Origin of the sequence: Nisaea denitrificans DSM 18348, assembly GCF_000426505.1 — a bacterium.
GTDB lineage: Bacteria > Pseudomonadota > Alphaproteobacteria > Thalassobaculales > Thalassobaculaceae > Nisaea > Nisaea denitrificans.
This window is the reverse complement of sequence record NZ_AUFM01000011.1, coordinates 1594835-1613141: the sequence shown is the minus strand read 5'-3', so window position 1 is coordinate 1613141 and position 18307 is coordinate 1594835. Positions and strand designations below refer to the sequence as shown.

16 protein-coding genes and 1 riboswitch are annotated in these 18307 nt (G+C 57.6%); of the genes, 13 read left to right on the top strand and 3 right to left on the bottom strand.

The annotated features are described in order from the left end of the window. The first annotated feature begins 135 nt into the window (after positions 1–135). Complete coding sequence (locus K328_RS25710) at positions 136–1677, top strand: glucosamine inositolphosphorylceramide transferase family protein (RefSeq protein WP_156901206.1); 1542 nt, start codon at positions 136–138, stop codon at positions 1675–1677. A 41-nt stretch (positions 1678–1718) separates the two neighbouring features. On the opposite strand, the gene K328_RS0108570 is transcribed toward K328_RS25710, so the two are convergent. Next, positions 1719–2342: a class I SAM-dependent methyltransferase gene (locus tag K328_RS0108570; protein WP_028465632.1), complete on the bottom strand. Its 624-nt coding sequence runs from the start codon at positions 2340–2342 to the stop codon at positions 1719–1721. A 250-nt stretch (positions 2343–2592) separates the two neighbouring features. Between K328_RS0108570 and guaA the strand changes: the two genes are divergently transcribed. The 3 genes from guaA (at position 2593) to K328_RS26625 (ending at position 6001) form a co-directional block, all read left to right on the top strand. Then, on the top strand, positions 2593–4143 hold the full coding sequence (gene guaA, locus K328_RS0108565; RefSeq protein ID WP_028465631.1) for a glutamine-hydrolyzing GMP synthase: 1551 nt from the start codon (positions 2593–2595) through the stop codon (positions 4141–4143). A 188-nt stretch (positions 4144–4331) separates the two neighbouring features. After that, complete coding sequence (locus K328_RS26630) at positions 4332–5528, top strand: hypothetical protein (protein WP_156901205.1); 1197 nt, start codon at positions 4332–4334, stop codon at positions 5526–5528. Positions 5529–5839: 311 nt separating this feature from the next. Then, a complete protein-coding gene (locus tag K328_RS26625; protein ID WP_156901204.1) occupies positions 5840–6001 on the top strand; it encodes a hypothetical protein in 162 nt (53 codons plus the stop codon). A 263-nt stretch (positions 6002–6264) separates the two neighbouring features. Here the strand turns inward: K328_RS26625 and K328_RS0108555 are convergent, their stop codons facing one another. Continuing rightward, on the bottom strand, positions 6265–7158 hold the full coding sequence (locus K328_RS0108555) for a helix-turn-helix domain-containing protein (protein ID WP_028465630.1): 894 nt from the start codon (positions 7156–7158) through the stop codon (positions 6265–6267). Between the two features lie 146 nt (positions 7159–7304). Between K328_RS0108555 and K328_RS0108550 the strand changes: the two genes are divergently transcribed. From K328_RS0108550 to K328_RS0108530, 5 genes are all read left to right on the top strand, one after another. After that, positions 7305–8537, top strand: a complete 1233-nt coding sequence (locus tag K328_RS0108550; protein ID WP_028465629.1) for a flavin-dependent oxidoreductase — start codon at positions 7305–7307, stop codon at positions 8535–8537. Further along, on the top strand, positions 8534–9376 hold the full coding sequence (locus K328_RS0108545) for an intradiol ring-cleavage dioxygenase (RefSeq protein WP_028465628.1): 843 nt from the start codon (positions 8534–8536) through the stop codon (positions 9374–9376). The genes K328_RS0108550 and K328_RS0108545 overlap by 4 nt, the downstream gene beginning before the upstream one ends. Before the next feature lie 75 nt (positions 9377–9451). Further along, positions 9452–10399, top strand: a complete 948-nt coding sequence (locus K328_RS0108540; protein WP_205620597.1) for a 1-phosphofructokinase family hexose kinase — start codon at positions 9452–9454, stop codon at positions 10397–10399. 72 nt (positions 10400–10471) lie between these two features. Then, positions 10472–10578, top strand: a riboswitch (SAM-I-IV-variant riboswitch). A gap of 49 nt (positions 10579–10627) precedes the next feature. Next, positions 10628–11560 (top strand): homoserine O-acetyltransferase MetA, encoded by a 933-nt coding sequence (metA, locus tag K328_RS0108535; RefSeq protein WP_028465626.1) that lies wholly within the window; start codon positions 10628–10630, stop codon positions 11558–11560. A 142-nt stretch (positions 11561–11702) separates the two neighbouring features. Next, complete coding sequence (locus tag K328_RS0108530; RefSeq protein WP_028465625.1) at positions 11703–12476, top strand: SDR family NAD(P)-dependent oxidoreductase; 774 nt, start codon at positions 11703–11705, stop codon at positions 12474–12476. A 681-nt stretch (positions 12477–13157) separates the two neighbouring features. Here K328_RS0108530 and K328_RS23110 read toward each other — a convergent pair. After that, positions 13158–13913 carry an IclR family transcriptional regulator gene (locus K328_RS23110; RefSeq protein ID WP_051284656.1) on the bottom strand — a complete coding sequence of 252 codons (756 nt, stop codon included), beginning with the start codon at positions 13911–13913 and terminating at the stop codon, positions 13158–13160. A 143-nt stretch (positions 13914–14056) separates the two neighbouring features. Here K328_RS23110 and K328_RS0108520 point away from each other — a divergent pair, with 143 nt between their 5' ends. The 4 genes from K328_RS0108520 to K328_RS0108505 all read left to right on the top strand — a co-directional run bounded on the left by K328_RS0108520 (position 14057) and on the right by K328_RS0108505 (position 18267). Then, positions 14057–14389 (top strand): 2Fe-2S iron-sulfur cluster-binding protein, encoded by a 333-nt coding sequence (locus tag K328_RS0108520; RefSeq protein ID WP_028465624.1) that lies wholly within the window; start codon positions 14057–14059, stop codon positions 14387–14389. 57 nt (positions 14390–14446) lie between these two features. After that, positions 14447–15766, top strand: a complete 1320-nt coding sequence (locus K328_RS0108515) for a Rieske 2Fe-2S domain-containing protein (protein ID WP_028465623.1) — start codon at positions 14447–14449, stop codon at positions 15764–15766. Next, entirely contained in the window at positions 15763–17175 is a 1413-nt protein-coding gene (locus K328_RS0108510; RefSeq protein ID WP_205620596.1) for a glutamine synthetase family protein, read from the top strand. The genes K328_RS0108515 and K328_RS0108510 overlap by 4 nt, the downstream gene beginning before the upstream one ends. Positions 17176–17382: 207 nt before the next feature. Next, positions 17383–18267 carry a helix-turn-helix domain-containing protein gene (locus tag K328_RS0108505; RefSeq protein ID WP_028465621.1) on the top strand — a complete coding sequence of 295 codons (885 nt, stop codon included), beginning with the start codon at positions 17383–17385 and terminating at the stop codon, positions 18265–18267. Positions 18268–18307 lie beyond the last annotated feature (40 nt).

Below are 18307 nucleotides of genomic sequence, written 5' to 3'. Positions count from 1 at the left end.
GTCGATGATTGCGATCAGGAATGGCTTGTCTCTGATCTGATTAATCGAAGCAGGCTTTCGGACGAATATGAGATCGGTCTTCTGATTGTTCAAAGAACGTTTCGGACGGATGAGGTCTCTAAAGTTCGGAGAATATTGAACTTCATCAAAAGACGAGGCGTAAAAAATCTTGCCGAAAAAGCATTGATCGCTTTGCTGCAGCGGGCTGAATGGTGGCTCGCGAGCCTCGCATCGTCTGCTCTCGGCAACAGCCGCGCGTCATCGATCTTGTCAGGTTTCTTCGACCGCCAGTCTCTGAATGAAATCGGTCTGGAAAGGCTCCATGTCACGCCGGAGGTTTCCGGCAGCGGGCTGGTTTACCGCTACCAGGAGAGTGACGTTGAGGCGATCCGCGAACGAAATATCGATGTTCTGATCCGCGGCGGGAGCGGCATATTGAGGGGAGAGATCCTCACTGTCTGTCCCTTTGGCATTCTCTCGTTTCATCACGGGGATAACGATACCTACCGTGGCAGCCCTGCCGGCTTTTGGGAGGTGTTTCATCGCGAGCCCTCTACCGGATTTGTTATCCAGAAACTGTCGGCCGAGCTCGACGGCGGAGATGTCCTCTTCAAAGGGCAGATCGGGACGGCGCCGTTCTATGCCTTCAATCAGGCTAAGCTCTACAGGAAAGCCAACATCTTCCTGCACCGGCTGCTGGAAGGCGTGGGCAGGTCGGGCAGTTTGCCGGAAGCCTACCCGAAGGTGCCCTACGCCTATCCGCTCTATCGAACTCCCACGATCGCTCAACAACTGGCTTATATGGGGCGAACAGCCTTTCATCTGTCAGGCAAGGTCGTCCGCCGGATACGCCGGCAGTCGCAACGATGGAGTGTCTCTTACCTGTTCGGCGGGGGCTGGAGGGACGCGGTTCTCCGGCGAGCCGTAACGGTCAAAAATCCCCCGGGCCGGTTTCTGGCTGATCCTTTTGCCGTCTTCCGGGATGGCGCACATTTCTGCTTCGTTGAGGATTACGACTATGCGCGCGGGAGAGGGAAGATCTCGGTCCTGGGGCTGCGAGAGGGCGGGTATGACGATCTGGGGTGCGCACTGGAGGAAGATTTCCACCTTTCATACCCCTATCTGTTTGAGGCGGAAGGCGGACTTTACATGTGCCCGGAGACGCATGAGGCCGGGGAAATCCGGCTCTATAAATCAGTGGACTTCCCCAATAATTGGCAGCTTCACAAAGTGATCATGCGGGATGTGAGTGCGGCCGATACCAGTATTTTCAGGCACAACGGCAAATGGTGGATGCTGACGAATATCGATAGCGCGGGGATCGGCGATCATGATTCCGAGCTTCACGTTTTTCATGCCGATGCATTCGATTCCGAGAACTGGGTTCCGCACCCTCGCAATCCGGTGGTCTTCGACAGCCGCCGGGCCCGTAACGGCGGGTTCCTTGTCGATGAGGAGGGCCTGTTCCGTGTGTTCCAGGTTCAGGGCTTCGATGCCTATGGCCAGTGCATGGGGATCGCCCGGATCGATACATTGAATGAAGAGCGTTTCCGCGAGAGCGAGATCTGCACCATCCCGCCCCGGTTTTTCCGGGGGCTCGTCGGCACTCACAGCCTTTCTCACTCCAAGGGCGTGACGGTCTTCGATCTTGCCCGGGTTGAGCGAACAGACCGCTGAGTGGGCTGTTTTTCTGGATCGTCGAGCAGGCGTGCGATTTCTCAGTCCGACAGTTTTTCCAGGTAGACTTGATAGAGCACCGCCGGAATAATTCTTATTTTTTTGCCGTAGATATTCGTGAAGGCATCGATGGCCAGTTTGGGCGTGCGCAATGCGTCATGTTCCGTGGCCGATCTGTCAGTCCAGAGATAGTCGTCGAACACTATGTAGCCGCCGGGTTTGCAAAGCCTGAACCCGAGCACTGCATCGCACAGAACATCAGGTGCCTGGTGAGAGCCGTCGATATAGACGAAGTCGAAATAGCCGGCATATCCCTCCGTGAGGAGGCGGGGCAGTATCTGGTCTGACATACCTTTGTGCTTCACCAGCTTCACGTCATGGGCGACGTTTTCCATCGCGATTGCGATGTTCTGGTCGAAACGCCGCTCAACGGCGGACATGTCGCGCTCTGTTGTCTCGATGCTGCCTTCCCAAGTATCGACACAATGAACCTCGATGGGTTTCCGGTCGCCGAGTTTCTCGATAACGAAGCAGGCGCTTGCGCCTTCGTAGGATCCGATTTCTAGGACTTTGGATGGATTTGCGCGAGGGATCAGGGCTTCCCAGCGTGGTTTCGAGATTTCAAACCAATCCGTCGTAAATTCCGGTGCTGCCTGTTGAGTCATGTCGTTTACCGAGCTTCTCTCTCTGAGCGTATTTCGGAGCGAGAAAAACTCATAACGTTAGTGCGGACAAATGATTTTTGTCTTTTTCTGGGGAGATTGATGCAATGCTTGATCATTGCTGCAAGTTTGCATCCCAAAGTTTTAAGCGCGCGTTGAAGTGGGGAGCCAGGGTTTGTTCGCCGGCCTTGCCGCAGTGCAATGCATCGGGTAGTTTCCTGCGCTTCATTCCCGCCGAACCAAATGGTGCCCGATGACCGATCGTATCCTCATTCTCGATTTCGGCAGTCAGGTCACACAGCTGATCGCGCGCCGTGTCCGCGAAGCTGGTGTCTATTGCGAAATCATGCCCTTCAACACACCGGTCGAGAAGATCGAGGCGTTCGGGGCCAAGGCCTACATATTGTCGGGTGGACCGGCCTCCGTGGTCGCCGAGGAAACCCCCAGAGCACCCCAGCTCGTTTTCGATTCCGGGCTTCCGGTGCTGGGTATCTGCTACGGCCAGCAGACCATGTGCCATCAGCTCGGCGGACGGGTCGAAACCTCCGACCATCGAGAGTTCGGGCGCGCCTTCGTTGACGTGAAGGACAATTGCATCCTGTTCGACGGGGTCTGGGATATCGGCGCCAGCGAGCAGGTCTGGATGAGCCATGGCGATCGGGTGATCGAGCTTCCGGAGGGCTTCCGGGTCGTCGCTTCCAGCGAGGGCGCACCGTTTGCCGTCGTTGCAGATGATGAGCGCCGCTATTACGCCACCATGTTCCATCCCGAAGTGGTGCACACGCCGCACGGCGCCGCGCTGCTCTCCAACTTCGTGCACAAGGTCGCGGGCTGTGCCGGCGACTGGACCATGGCCTCCTTCAAGGATCAGGCGATCCAGCAGATCCGCGATCAGGTCGGTGATGGCAAGGTCATCTGCGGTCTGTCCGGCGGGGTCGACAGCTCCGTCGCTGCCGTCCTGATCCACGAGGCCATCGGCGACCAGCTCACCTGCGTCTTCGTCGATCACGGCATGCTGCGCCAGGGCGAGGCGGAAGAGGTCGTGCGGCTGTTCGGCGACAATTACAACATTCCGCTGATCCACAAGGATGCGAGCGATCTGTTCCTCGGCGCGCTGGAAGGCGAGACCGACCCGGAAAAGAAACGCAAGACCATCGGCTCGCTCTTCATCGATGTGTTCCAGGAAGAGGCGAACAAGATCGAGGGCGCCGCGTTCCTGGCCCAGGGTACGCTCTATCCTGACGTGATTGAGAGCGTCTCCTTCATCGGCGGCCCGAGCGTCACCATCAAGAGCCACCACAATGTCGGCGGACTGCCGGAGCGGATGAACCTGAAGCTGGTCGAACCGCTGCGTGAGCTGTTCAAGGACGAGGTCCGCGATCTCGGCCGCGAGCTGGGCCTGCCGGACAGCCTGGTCGGTCGCCATCCGTTCCCGGGGCCGGGCTTGGCAATCCGTATCCCCGGCAGCGATATCACCCGCGAGAAGCTGGAGATCCTGCGCAAGGCCGACGCGGTCTATCTGGAAGAGATCCGCAATGCGGGCCTGTACGACGCCATCTGGCAGGCTTTTGCCGTGCTGCTGCCGGTCCGCACCGTCGGCGTGATGGGCGACGGCCGGACCTACGATTTCGCCTGCGCCCTGCGCGCCGTCACCTCGACCGACGGCATGACGGCGGACTATTACCATTTCGACCACGACTTCCTCAGCCGGGTCTCCACCCGCATCATCAATGAGTGCAAAGGCATCAACCGGGTGACCTACGACATCACCTCGAAGCCTCCGGGGACGATTGAGTGGGAGTGAGCGACGGTACGCTGTTGCTTTGATCCGAATTCTAAGCTGAGCGGCTTCAGCCTAGACTAGACTTTGCCCAAGAATCGTTGACTCGATTTGGTGTTTTGCGGGATTCTAGTCATTAGATGGTTTGTCGAAGACTGCTCACTAAAGACTTTATAGATTCGATATCGCCTCCAGACTCAGGCGAGCTATGGGTGGCTGACACCTTGGTTCGCGGCTTTGGGCTGCGTTTGTGGAAAACATCAAACTCCAGCGGTGTCGCTTTCGCAATTCGAGTGACTGATGCTCACGGGCGTTCAGTCAGAAAGACCTATGACCCATTTAAAGACTATCTGAGTAACCCACTCCGATCATGGTATTTCTCAGAACGGTACATGAGCCCAAGCGGTAGCATTATGCTATCCGCATTTCTCGAACCTGCGCGTGAGTGGGCAAAAGTAGAGATTGGACGTCTAAAGGGACGGCTTCCCAGTGAAGAAGAGATTCGACTGGCGGAAGTTGAATACAGCTCGATGAGGGCTAAGACGCGTCGCTATATCGAGAAGAAATCTTTGGGTGAATTGTGTGAAATTATTCTTGACGAAAGAAGTCGTCGTGCCCGGGGGTGGACCGAAGAATATGCCGACCGCCTCAGGCACGCGTTTGATAAGTTCGATAGTCAAGTAAAGATCCGAGACGTAACACTTGGTGAGCTTTCAGATGGCCGCCTTACCGAACTCATTGAGAAATCAACGATATCGAACGGAAATTTACGTAATCTCAGATCCTTATTGAACGTTGTGCTTTGGAATGTTCACGAGGTTGGAGGGCCTTCAATAGGTAAGGTTTTTCCAGGAGGAAGGCGGTATGGTCTTCGGACGCAACCTTTACCATCGGTACTTGATGATTTCACAAAGGAGAACTTTCTGGAAATCATAAAAGGGGCGAGGGAGCTTTGCCTTGATTGGCGCGCCTCGACCTGTATCGAACTGTGTTTTCACTTTTGGGCGCCAATCACGAGAATTATGAGTGGGCGCTGGTCGCAAATCATCGAGAACCGCTGGTACCCATATTCTGCATCCGAACGATCTAGCTGGTACTATCGTTGGTCGAGAATAGACGGCCCTGAATTCGCCTGTCTCAAGAGAGCGGCTGACGAGGCCGAAGAAGAAGGGCTGCATTCAGACTTTTTCTTTCCCAGCCCAGTATTCCCGCATGAGCCCGTATCAAATATCGATCGTGCATGGTTTTCGCTTCTGTCCGAGTTGGAGCTTCCGAGGCTCTCATTGAAGCAGTGCGTAACTAGATATCGGCAGCGGTATCCATTCCTCACTTGGCCTGATCCCAATGAAAGTCTTCGAATTGCGGCAAAATTGTCCAAGATTGTCACAAAGAGAGACTTAAGCAATTGATTCATATGGTAGACCATCTGTTTTCTGCTAATTCCATCGCTTAAGCTATTTGGCGCTTACTGAGATAACAACTCCCGGATGGCCATCCGCTGATGTTCATTGTTGAGGAGGATGCCGTGCTGCCGAATTCATAGAAAATCAGGTCGCAAATCATGTCGAAATTGTCCAAGGACGCTCTGGATTTGGCGTTAACTTATTGGGAAATAACATAGAGCACTGCCCGTTAGCGTTTTTCATCGCTTGTCCCACACCGTTTGTGCTGACATCTGATCCACAGGACGTCCGCTTGAAATCTGAATAAGGAGCCTGGAATGAAACATCTCTCTTTGGCGGAAATTGCCGTCATCAAGGCGCGTATTCTTCGCGGCGACAAGTATCACGAGATCGCATCGGACTATCGTATCAATCAAGGCAGGATTGCGGATCTAAAGTTCGGTCGAATATTTCGTGAAGTCTCGCCTGTAAGATTGTAATACATATAGTCCAAGCACATCGTCGAATTTTAATTCGGCGATGTGCTCTAAGTGGCAGGTTTTTGTTGTGTGTTTGTTATGTGGCGGTGTGTGAATGAGTTTTTCTTTTGGAAATTTTATTTGGCGATAATTGATATGGATGAGTCGACAGTGTTCAATTTCGTCAAGTTTATGATTTCATGGCAGTCTTTACCCTTACCATAAACCCCACAGTCGATGTTTCCGCCAAGACCGACAAGGTTGTGCCGATACACAACCTGCCGCTACGGTGCCTCCGAGATAGAGCGTACACGGCGGCGGAAGCGTGCCGGCGTCTCGCCGGTCCGTGCCGTGAAGAAGCGGGAAAAGTAGGACGGTGAAGAGAAGTCCAGTGCATATGCAATTTCGGCGATCGGGTGATCGCTGAAGACCAACTGGCGCTTGGCTTCCAGCAGCATCCTGTCCTGAATGATTTCGCCCGCGGTGCATCCGGTCACGTCCTTCACGGTGCGGGAAAGATGGGTCGGAGTGACGGCCATCATGGCGGCGAATGTTGCGACCGACCTGACGGCTTGTATGTGCTGGTCCAGCAGTTCCTGAAATCGTTGGACCAGAATCTGTCGCCGGTCGGTTCTGGCCGGGGCAGCCTCAGGTTCGTCGGAAAGACCCCGGTAGACGCTGAGCAAAAGGAGCTGGAACAGGGCTTCCAGGGCCAGGCTGCGGTCCGGGCCGTAGCGCCGATGCTCCTCTTCAATTCTGCGGACCAGAAGCTGGACTTCAGTCAGGAGCTTCACGTGTTCCGGTCCCTCTAGCACCTGCGGCTTCTGGATCCGGTCCCGGAGCCAGGCTCTTCCCTCTGTTAGCCGTGTGACATCTGCACTCGGAATTGTAATCACCCATCCAAGCATCTCCGGTTCATAGTCGAAGCCGTGACGGCACAGGGCCGGCGCCCACACCAGCGCAGGGCTCTTAAAAGAGTAGTGACGATCATCGATCTGACCTGTGATGTTCCCGCGACCGAACAGAAAGAGCTGCGACAACCCGTCGTGATAGTGCGGGGCGACCTTCCAATTATGGATGTGCCGGCGCTCGGCGATCCGCTCGCAATTGAGGAGGCCGACATGGGCGGACGGAGCACCCAGGACATATTCATGCCGGTCGAGACGCGCGTCGGTCATGGCGAAGTCCGAGATGTTGAAATAGTGAAATTTATTATCACGACAGTGGCTTGATCGCACTGCTCTTCGCATCGAATCATGCGGTTCTCTGTTGCAGCGGCCGACTGGCCGAAATTGAATAATGAAAAAAGTGGCGGGAGGATAATGTGACACGCATTGCCATTGCTGGAGCCGGGATCGGCGGTCTTACAGCGGCGCTTTGTTTGCACGAGCGGGGCTTTTCCGTCCAAGTCTACGAGGCGGTCGACGACATAAGTCCCTTGGGTGTCGGCATCAATGTCATGCCACACGCATCAGCGATTTTGCGCGGGCTGGGGCTGGCGGAGGAGCTGGACGCTACCGCCATTCAAACCCGCTGTATCGAATACCGCACTAGGTACGGCCATTTGATCCAGTCAGACCCGCGCAACATGGCGGCGGGTTTCGAGGCGCCGCAATATTCTGTCCATCGCGGTGAGTTGCAGTTCCTGTTGCTGGCGGCCGTGAAAGAACGCCTGGGCAGCAATGCCGTGGTTACCGGAAAGAAGGTGACGCGGTTTGCACAGGACGAGGCACGGGTAACCGTGCATTTCGCTGACGGTGACAGTGCCGAATGCGACCTGCTGATTGGCGCCGATGGTCTGCATTCAGCGATCCGGGCACAGATACATCCGGATGAAGGACCGCTGCATTACGAGGGAACGATGATGTGGCGCGGGGCGGTGGCCACTGACATGATCGGCGATGGCCGGACCATGATGATCGCCGGGGATCATGATGTGAAGTTCGTCACCTACCCAATCAGCGAGCAGGCCCGTCGGCAGGGTAAGGCCCTTACCAATTGGGTGGCAGAGCTGCGCCGCGATCAACCGCGCCATGTTCAGGATGCGGATTGGACTCGGCAGGGAACACGGGAATTCATCGAGGCGTTCAGGGAGTTTGCACTGGAGGACATGAATGTCGTGGCGCTCATGGACGCAACCGAGCAGGTAACCGAGTTTCCGATGGTCGACCGCGATCCGGTCGATTTCTGGACTGCTGGGCGGGTTACCTTGCTGGGTGACGCAGCACATCCGATGTACCCGATCGGCGCCAACGGCGCCTCCCAGGCGATTATCGACGCGCGTACTCTCGCGGATGTTTTGGTTCAGCAGCCGGGCCCGGACGGTCTGCTTGGCTATGAAGAGCTCCGTTGTCCCGTAACCTCGAAACTGGTTCTGACCAACCGCCGCTCGGGGCCGGAGAGGGTGCTGGATATCGCTGCCGCACGGGTGACCGGCCCCAACGACAGGATCGAGGATCTGATTTCGGCGGAAGAGCTTGAGGAAGTTGCCGCGGGCTACCGAGAGGTTGCAGGCTTTCGCAAGAAGGCATCCGGATCCGGGAGGGAAGGACAATGAACCGATATTTTACGGAAGAAGCCTCCGCCGACGCGGTGAACGATCGCATGGGAGAGGATATCAGTCCCAGGCTTGCAGAGGTCATGGGCTGTCTGGTGAAGCATCTGCATGCTTTCGCAAAGGAAGTGGATCTCACGCAGGAAGAATGGGAGTTCGGCATCGACTTCCTGACGCGGACGGGCCAGCTCTGTTCCGGAGAACGGCAGGAGTTCATCCTGCTGTCCGACACGCTCGGTTTCTCGATGCTGGTCGACGCGATCAACAACCGCCGTCCGGCCGGGGCGACGGAGAGTACGGTCTTCGGGCCGTTCCATGTGGATGGTGCACCGGAGCGGCAGATGGGAGAGAGCATCTGTCTCGACGGCAAAGGGGAGCAATGCCTGTTCGAGGGGCAGGTCCTCGATCTTGAGGGGCGGCCGGTTGAAGGCGCGAAACTCGATGTCTGGTCGGACAACGCGGACGGCTTCTACGATGTGCAACAGCCGGACCAGCAACCGAAATGGAACAACAGGGGTGTTTTCATTACCGGTGAGGACGGTGCCTACAGCTTCGTCGGTATAAAGCCTGTCTCCTATCCAATCCCGGATGACGGTCCCGTCGGGAAAATGCTCGATACTTTGGGGCGACATCCTTACCGGCCCGCGCACATGCATTTTCTGGTGACGGCGCCCGGTTATCAGAAGCTGGTGACGCATACTTTCGTTGAGGGAGATCTGTATCTGTCGTCCGATGCGGTTTTCGGCGTGAAGCAGAGCCTTTTGGCATCATTTGAACGGACAGCTGGCGAAGTTCCGTGGCGCTCACGCTTTGATTTCGTACTGAACCCGTCTGGCGAGTGAATTCGAACGGCATGCCGGAACTCGCGCTATGCTGCCGGAGTAAAGTTCGTACTTGATCGGGCCGGGGGCATTTTCGTGACGGGCGGTATACTCACTCTGACCATGAATCCCGCAGTCGACGTTTCGGCTGTGACAGATCATGTGGTTCCAACCAATAAACTCCGATGCCGGGATGCCAGCCGCGATTCCGGGGGCGGCGGCATCAATGTCGCCCGTGTGATCGAGCGTTTCGGCGTTGCCTGCCGCGCGATCTATCCGGCAGGGGGCGCACTCGGGCAGCAGCTCCGCGATATACTGCAAGAGCAGGGCGTCGACAGTTTGGCCATCGACGTTGCCGCCGAAACGCGGGAGAGCTTTTCCGTAACGGAGGCGAGCAGCGGTGCGCAATACCGCTTCGTTCTCCCCGGCGAAGCTCTTGTGCAGGGGGATTGGCAGGCCTGCATAGACACCGTCGCCGCTCACGCCACGCCGCAGCACTATGTCGTCGCGAGTGGCAGCCTGCCGCCGGGAGCGCCGGACGATCTTTATGCACAGCTGGCCGAAAAGCTTGCCGAACGGGATGTCCGGCTTGTTGTCGACAGTTCGGGGCCAGCCCTGGGTGCCGCGCTGCGCCATGGCATCCATATGGCCAAGCCCAATCTGCAGGAATTGCGCGATCTGACCGGTGCGCCGCTTGAGTGCCGCGCGGACTGGGAAGAGGCTGCCACAGGACTGGTCCAGGATGGCCGGGCGGAAATCCTCTTGCTGACCCTCGGAGAGGAGGGTGCGTTCCTGGTGACCCGCGATCTTCGGGTGCGCGCGGATGCGGTGCCGGTCAAAGCCGTCAGTGCCGTGGGCGCAGGGGACAGCTTCCTTGCCGCGATGGTCTGGCGGCTGGTGTCGGGCGATGTGCCGGAGGCGGCGTTCAGATACGCCATTGCGGCCGGCTCGGCAGCGCTTCTGACACCCGGAACCGATCTCTGCCACAAGGAGGATGTGGAGCGGCTACTGGATCAGGTCCGGATGGAACGGCTGCAAGGGTGATTTCCCCGCAACATGCTTTTGACCGGATTTCCGCGACGGAATTGCAAAACATGTCCGCTTCGATTAAATATCAGTCTGCATCAAGAGTTGAGCCGACGCTCAACGCCAACCTGCTCTCCGGGCAAGGTGGCGCTCCGCTTCTGGAAGATGTGGCCGAACCGGCAACTAATCGGGTCTCGCCATAACGTCTGCTCTGCTCGATGCGCCGAAACAGCAGAGGACGTTTAAATGCCGATCAAGATTCCGAACGATCTTCCCGCCTTCGCTGCGCTTGAAGCCGAGGGCGTCATGGTCATGCGCGAGGCGGATGCCATCCGCCAGGATGTGCGGCCTCTCAAGATCGGCTTGTTGAATCTGATGCCGGACAAGATCCGTACGGAAACCCAGATAGCCCGTCTGCTCGGCGCCGGACCGCTGCAGGTTGAGCTGTCCCTGATCAAGATGACGGATCATGTATCGCGTAACGCCTCCGCGGAGCACATGATTTCCTTCTATCAGCCATGGGAGGACGTGCAGGACGAGAAGTTCGACGGGCTTGTGATCACCGGGGCTCCCGTCGAGAAGATGGAATATGAGGACGTGTCCTATTGGCCGGAGCTCAGCCGGATTTTCGATTGGACAAGGACCCATGTGCATTCGAGTTTTATGATCTGCTGGGCTGCGCAGGCCGCGCTCTATCACTTTCACGGGGTTCCGAAACACGCGCTTCCGCAGAAGGCGTTCGGCGTTTACCGGCATCGCAACATGGCGCCGGCATCGCCTTACCTGCGTGGCTTCTCAGACGATTTCTCTATACCGGTGTCCCGCTGGACCGAGATCCGCTCAGCCGATATTCCAGAGGATTCTGGCATCACGACCTTGATGGACTCCGCCGAGAAGGGACCGTGCCTGCTTGAGGACAAGGCCAGACACACGCTCTTCATGTTTAATCACATCGAGTATGATTCCGACTCGCTCAGCGACGAGTATTTCCGTGACCGTGAGCGTGGTCTCGATACGGCGCTGCCCCACGATTATTTCCCGGACAACGACCCGGAGCAGGCACCAAAGAACCATTGGCGCAGTCATGCACATCTGCTTTTCGCCAACTGGATCAACCAGATCTACCAGACCACGCCGTTCAACATGGCGCTGATCGGAAGCGGGGTGGAAGAGACCTGATCCGCCGGACTGGCGCCTGCGCATAATGATGGTGGGTGCCGGTCATCTCTTTTTGTCCGGGCCGCAATCTTCTAACGTCCGGCACAAGCAAGTCTGAAGACGCAGAAGGAAGAGGCGTCAGTATCGAAAAACGGGGTAGGAAATGACAGATTCAAAGGTTGCCATCATTACGGGGGCCGCGCGCGGTATCGGCCTGGCAGCGGCACTCAAGTTTCTGGACGAGGGCTGGCGCGTGGCGCTGCTGGACCGGGACAGGGAGACGCTGACACAGGCGATGGAAGATATCGGTCACCGCAATGGCGCAATGCCGATTTTTGCCGATGTCTCGGATCCGGATCAGGTACGCCGGGCGGTCGAGGAGACCGAGGCCGCATTCGGGCGCATCGATGCGCTGGTCAACAATGCCGGGATTGCGAATTTCAAGCCGGTACTGGAGACCAGTTTCGAGGAATGGTCCGAGATCATGGCGACCAATCTCAACGGGCCGTTTCTCTGCACCAACGCCGTCGCGCCGGTGATGTTGAAAAATGGTGGCGGGGCTGTGGTTAACATCGCCTCCATCTCCGGCTTTCGCGCAAGCACGCTCCGCGTTGCCTATGGCACCAGCAAGGCAGGGGTATTGCATCTGACCAAGCAGCAGGCGGCCGAGCTCGGTAATGTAGGTATCCGGGTTAATGCGGTTTGCCCCGGCCCGGTGGACACGGCGATGGCCCTGAAAGTCCATACACCGGAAATTCGGGCGGATTATCACGCCAACATCCCGATGAACCGTTATGGCCTGGAGACGGAATTGGCCGAAGCGATCTTTTTCCTCTCAAGCGACAAGGCGAGTTATATCAACGGTCAATACCTTGCGGTCGATGGTGGCTTCGAAGCCACTGGCATCGGGCTCTCGACACTGCGGGAAGATTATTGAGGCTACAGAATTGAGCCTTTTACCAAGGCGTTGGGAAGTGCGTCATCTTGGACGTTGCGTGCTGACTGTGGTGTGACAGATTCTGACTGCAAACAGGTCTTATTCACTGCCAATTCATGACGCTTTGTAGAACGCTGGTTTCCTGATGTTCCTGTCCGAATCGAGTTGTGGGGTATTTAGCCGCGCCGCGTTTCTCAGCTAACCCGCTTCTCATTAAGGCTGCAATCCAATCGACTTTCAGGGTTCTAGCGGTGGCGACTTGATTTTTTAACTATAAAATAATCTAGGGTTTAATTTTTCTGGTTCTTTCGAGCGTTGTTTTTTTAAGCTCAATCGTCTCACGTGTTTCCTGAAGTCTTAATATTCACACTAAAATTCTGTCATAAATCAGGTTTCCAGCCGAAAAAAAGAATGCTGACGAAGCTGGTCAATGGCTGTCGCCTCGATCTCTTTGTAAACCCTTGCGATGCGATCGAGTACTGATGTATGGTTTGCAGCAGTTTCGGAATACACATCTAAAAATTGCGACATAGAACGGGCTCTTTTCAGCAACAGCGCTCGTCGGGGTGTCTGATTTATTTTCCTGCGGCCGTTTGGGATCGGCTCAGGGCGGCGGGCCGGAGATTCGTCTCCGGCTCGCCGTGTCTACGCATTGGCATCCCATGCTGTTTGCAAGTGTCCTTAAACGAAACTTCCAAGTGTTTCCGCGCATTCCGAGAGCAGTGCGGCTTTCCCGGCGCAAATCTCCTTCTTCTCGAAGCGTGCAGCTGGTCCAACGATGCCGAGAGCGGCTTTTGCCATGGTGTCCGGCCCCAGGACCGGGACCGCGATGGAGGAGACGCCGGGCTCATATTCCCCCGTGACATGGGCGAACCCGCGTGCGCGAACCGCAGCAAGGTCTGTGCGAATATCGTTCGGGTCTGTTTTGGTTGTTGTCGTGAAGGCGGCGGACGGCTCTGCGAGGATGCCTTCAATTTCGGCAGGGTCGCTGAACGCCAGCAGCACGCGGCCAATCGCAGTCGCGGTCAGGGGGAGTCTCGAGCCGATGTTGAAGCCAGAGGTGATCAGCGCCGGATCGCCGGGTGAATAGGCAACATAGATCGCGTCCGCCCCGTCCCTGACTGCGAGCGAGATCGCATCGCCGAGGCGCTTTGAATAGGCGGCCATCACCGGCTGTACGGTGCGCCCGAATTGCCGCTCCTTTAAATAGCCGCTGGCCAGCCGGAGTACGCGCGGGCTTGGTGTATAGGCACGGTTTGTTTCCAGGAGGTAGCCGAGCTGGACCAGTGTCAGGACCAGTCGTCGCGTCACGGAGCGATTGATGCCGGTTGAGCGGGAGAGCTCGGGGATCGTGAGAGGGGTTGCGGCATGCTCGAACGCTTCAAGCACTTCCATGCCCTTCATGAAGGTGAGCGAGATATCCTTGTCGGCGATCATGGGGCTCCCGGGTCTTGACCGCATCCTCGGTTTGCGGTGTATTTTTGAATTTGATCAATAATAGACCGAATGTTCGATAATCGGTCAAATCTATATGTCAGCCTCGACCGATCCTAGGCGGGAACTGGCAGGAGAGGCATGCAGTGGGAAGCAAGATCACCGTTCATTTCGTGCGGCCGGATGGGTCTGTCGAAGCGGTTGAGGCGGAGACGGGCGAGTCCGTCATGCAGGCTGCTGTTTTTAATGACGTCGAGGGGATCGAGGCTGAGTGCGGCGGAAGCTGCATGTGCGCGACCTGCCATGTCTATTTCGACGATGCGGTCTCCAGTCTTTTGCCCGAAGCCGAAGAGGAAGAGACAGTGATGCTGGAGGATGCGGCTGCCGAAGTGCGCCCGACCAGCCGTCTTTCTTGCCAGATCAAACTCACGGCTGAAATGGACGGGATCAAGGTTCAGATCCCGGATCGTCAGTACTGAGGAAATCAATATCGCAATACCAGGTCGAAGCGCTTAGACGCGGAGGAGTTCCCAGCCATGATGAGCCAGGAAAAGAACGACGAGATCACGCTGGTCGGTGCCGATCAGCCGGCGGGACAATTGCTGCGGCATTACTGGATGCCGGCAGCACTCGCGGTCGAGCTTGGCGGCCCGCGCCCGGTCGCCCCGGTCCGGCTGATGGGTGAGGATCTCGTGCTGTTCCGCCGGGAAGACAACACGCTCGGCCTGATGAGCCGGTTCTGCCCACATCGCGGGGTCGATCTCTGCTACGGGCGGCTTGAGGGCGGCGGCATCCGTTGCTCCTTCCATGGCTGGCATTTCGACCAAACCGGGCAATGCACTGAGCAGCCGGCGGAGCCAGACGGCTCGCGGATGCATGAGCGGATCAAGATTTCCAGCTATCCGGCGGTCGAGAAGAACGGTGTGATCTGGACCTATATGGGGCCGGGCGAGCCGCCGGCCTTTCCGGCTCTCGACTGTTTCCGCGCGCCCGACACTCATGTTTTCGCCTTCAAGGGCCTCTGGGAGTGCAACTGGCTGCAGGCGCTGGAGATCGGTATCGACCCGGCGCATGCTTCCTTCCTGCATCGTTTCCTGCAGGACGAGGACCCGGCGGATGGCTACGGCAAGCAGTTCCGTGACAAGGCCGCCCAGAGCGACATGCCGATGACCAAGGTGCTGCGGGAATTCGACAATCCGGAGCTGAAGGTCGAGGAGACCGATTACGGGTTGCGGATCATCGCACTGCGCGATCTCGGCAACGGTCAGCGCCATGTCCGGGTGACCAATCAGGTTTTCCCCTGCGCCATCACCATTCCGATGTCGAACGAGATGACCATCACCCAGTGGCATGTGCCAGTGGATGATACCCATTGCTACTGGTACTCGATGTTCACCAGCTTCGGCGCACCGGTCGACAAGGAAAAGATGCGGGAGCAGCGCCTGAAAGAGCACCGGCTGCCGGACTATGCGCCGCTTCGCAACAAGTCGAACGAGTATGGCTACGACCCGGAAGAGCAGAAGACCCTGACCTATACGGGCATGGGGCTGGACATCAATGTGCATGACCAGTGGGCGGTGGAGTCCATGGGCGCGGTTCAGGACCGTACCCGTGAACATCTGGCCTCTTCCGACGCAGCCATCGTCCGCTACCGGCGCATGCTGCGCGCCGCGATCAAGAGCGTCAAGCTGGGTGAGGGTGACCTGCCTCTGGTGATCGACGAGGCCACGGCGAAGGACATCCAGGGGCCGATCTCCATCGATGCCATCGGGCCGACCGAGGAATGGGAATCCGTCTGGACCGATCGCGATGCCGGCCGGCGGGCGTCTTGCACTTGGGACGCGGCACTCTCGTGAGTGACTTGAATGTAGATCAGGCCGCCATTGACGCCGTTCTGGCGCGGGTAGCGGAAGAGGGGCTGGAGGTCGTCCGCATTTCCTTTGCCGACCAGCATGGAATCTTGCGCGGCAAGACCGTGATGGCGGCTGACCTGGAGAGCGCCTTCCGGTCTGGCGTCGCCATGACATCCACCCTGCTGCTGAAAGACACCTCGCACCGCACCGTGTTTCCGGTCTGGCAGGAGGATGCCGGGTTTGGCGCCGGGCGGTTGACTGGCGCTGCGGATGTGTTGATGCGTCCGGACCCGGCGACCTTCAAGGTGCTGCCCTGGTCGCCAGATTCCGGCTGGATGCAGGCGGATCTTACGGATACCGACGGTGCGCCGCTTGAGGTCTGCTCACGCGGCATTCTACGCAGTGCGGTCGAACGGCTGAACGCGCAGGGCTACGACCTGATCACGGGTCTCGAGGTCGAGTTCCATGTCCTGAAAGTAACCGACCCGAAGCTCGGTCACGGGGATACCGGCCAGCCGGAAGCGGCGCCGGAGACCGAGTTGCTCTCCCATGGCTATCAGTATCTGACCGAGGACCGTTACGACCGGCTGGAAGAGGTGTTCGATCTGGTTCGGCGCAATGCGGTGGCGCTCGGCTTGCCCGTGCGATCCTTCGAGGCGGAATTCGGGCCGAGCCAGTGCGAGGTAACGTTCCATCCGGCGCCCGCCATGGAACATGCGGACAACATGATCCTGTTCCGCTCCATGGTGAAACAGGTCTGTCGCCGTGCCGGCCTGCACGCGACTTTCATGTGCCGGCCAAAATTCAAGGATGCGATGGCCAGCGGCTGGCACTTGCACCAGTCTTTGGTAGATCTCAAGAGTGCCGAGAACCTCTTCATGCCTGAAGAAGGTGAGGCGCTGTCCACACTTTGCGGAAACTGGGTTGCGGGTCTGCTGGAACACGCGGCCGAGAGTTGCTTGTTGTCGACGCCGACGGTGAATGGCTACAAGCGCTATCGCCCCTTCACCCTGGCGCCGGACCGGGTGCAGTGGGGCCGGGATAACAAGGGCGCCATGATCCGCGCTCTTGCGAAGCCGGGGGACAAGGCCAGCCGGATCGAGAACCGGGTAGGCGAGCCGACGGCGAACCCCTATCTCTATATGGCATCACAGATCCTTGCAGGTCTTGACGGGATCGAGCGCGGACTTGAAGCACCGGCGCCGGTCGAGCGGCCTTACGACAGCGATGCGGACAAACTGCCATCAAGCCTGGAGCATGCGATTGCCCTGTTTCGGCAGAGCGGCTTTTTCCGGAAAACGCTCGGCGACGCATATGTGGACTATTACAGCCACATCAAACAGGCGGAGTGGGATCGCTACGCCCAGACGGTCTCCGAATGGGAAGAGCGGGAATATTTCTCCCTGTTCTAGCTTTTATTGTTGGCGCGAGTGAAAGATTGGACCGCGCCGGAAAGTAATTGCGCTCGATCCATTCCCTCCCGCGCTCGGGTACCCGTTTTGCTGTGCATATTATTGTAGTGCGCACGCCTCGGATTCATTGACAGTTGGTCTGTCATAAGTATCTTCACACGAGTTAATAAATGCGAATCATTCTTATTTTCACCCGCAGGATGTGAAATGTCATATCGGCCGCGCATGAAATCCTCCGTCAGGAGCATCGTTCCGGTCCATGACGTCAATTACTTGCAGTTCGAGCACATGGTCATCGATCACTGGCAGGTCGAGGCGAAGTCCGGCGCTACCGGAGAGTACATCTCCCCAGACCCCCGCTTCGTCGTGTTTTTTGACGGCGCGACCGTGGCTCTTGAGCATGGCGGTGCGGAATCAGGAACTGTCTGCGGCGCCTGTTATATTCCGGCGGGGCTGCCCGTTTGCAGCAAGATCCTTACGGCAGGCTACCTCGAACATATCGATATCCATATCGAGCAAGAGCAGCTTTTCCGGATCGTCGGAAAATCCGCGGATATGCAGTCGGCGGCTTTCCTCTCTGCCAGCATCGAGTTGCAGCAGCTCTCCGGACTTCTGGCGGATGAATGCCGGAAATCCCGGCGGCCGGCCGGATATGGAGAGGCGCTGGCATCCGGCGTGATCCACGAGATTTTCCATCTCAATGCCCAAAGTCGTAGGCATGACGCCGCGCCGGCCTGGTTCGACGATGTCCTGGACCATGTGATGGAAAGTCTCGACCGACGGCTGAGCATTGAGGAGCTTGCCGCGGTGGCTGGCATGTCGCGCTCTCAATTCTCGAAATGTTTCAGGGAGACGGCGGGGCAGCCGCCGCATCAGTGGGTGATGGAAACCCGGATACAGCATGCACAGCGCCTGCTCAGTGACGGGGCTCATCTCTCCCAGGTGGCGCACGATACCGGATTTGCCGATCAGGCCCATTTCAGCCGTTGTTTCCGGCGCTCAACCGGCTTGCCGCCGGGGCAATGGTGCAAGCGATACAATTCTTCAAAAAGCAGAGCGATCGTTCAAGACAGCCTGTCCCTGCAAAACTAGTAAGGATCAGTTTCTACTGGCTGCGCGCCATACAGTAGTT

Excerpts from the sequence above, each read along its gene's own strand:
- K328_RS0108545 (WP_028465628.1), top strand. The coding sequence starts at position 8,534 with ATGAACCGATATTTTACGGAAGAAGCCTCCGCCGACGCGGTGAACGAT.
- K328_RS0108505 (WP_028465621.1), top strand. The coding sequence starts at position 17,383 with ATGTCATATCGGCCGCGCATGAAATCCTCCGTCAGGAGCATCGTTCCG.
- K328_RS0108530 (WP_028465625.1), top strand. The coding sequence starts at position 11,703 with ATGACAGATTCAAAGGTTGCCATCATTACGGGGGCCGCGCGCGGTATC.
- K328_RS23110 (WP_051284656.1), bottom strand. The coding sequence starts at position 13,913 with ATGATCGCCGACAAGGATATCTCGCTCACCTTCATGAAGGGCATGGAA.
- K328_RS0108515 (WP_028465623.1), top strand. The coding sequence starts at position 14,447 with ATGATGAGCCAGGAAAAGAACGACGAGATCACGCTGGTCGGTGCCGAT.
- K328_RS0108555 (WP_028465630.1), bottom strand. The coding sequence starts at position 7,158 with ATGACCGACGCGCGTCTCGACCGGCATGAATATGTCCTGGGTGCTCCG.
- K328_RS26625 (WP_156901204.1), top strand. The coding sequence starts at position 5,840 with ATGAAACATCTCTCTTTGGCGGAAATTGCCGTCATCAAGGCGCGTATT.
- metA (WP_028465626.1), top strand. The coding sequence starts at position 10,628 with ATGCCGATCAAGATTCCGAACGATCTTCCCGCCTTCGCTGCGCTTGAA.
- guaA (WP_028465631.1), top strand. The coding sequence starts at position 2,593 with ATGACCGATCGTATCCTCATTCTCGATTTCGGCAGTCAGGTCACACAG.
- K328_RS0108570 (WP_028465632.1), bottom strand. The coding sequence starts at position 2,342 with ATGACTCAACAGGCAGCACCGGAATTTACGACGGATTGGTTTGAAATC.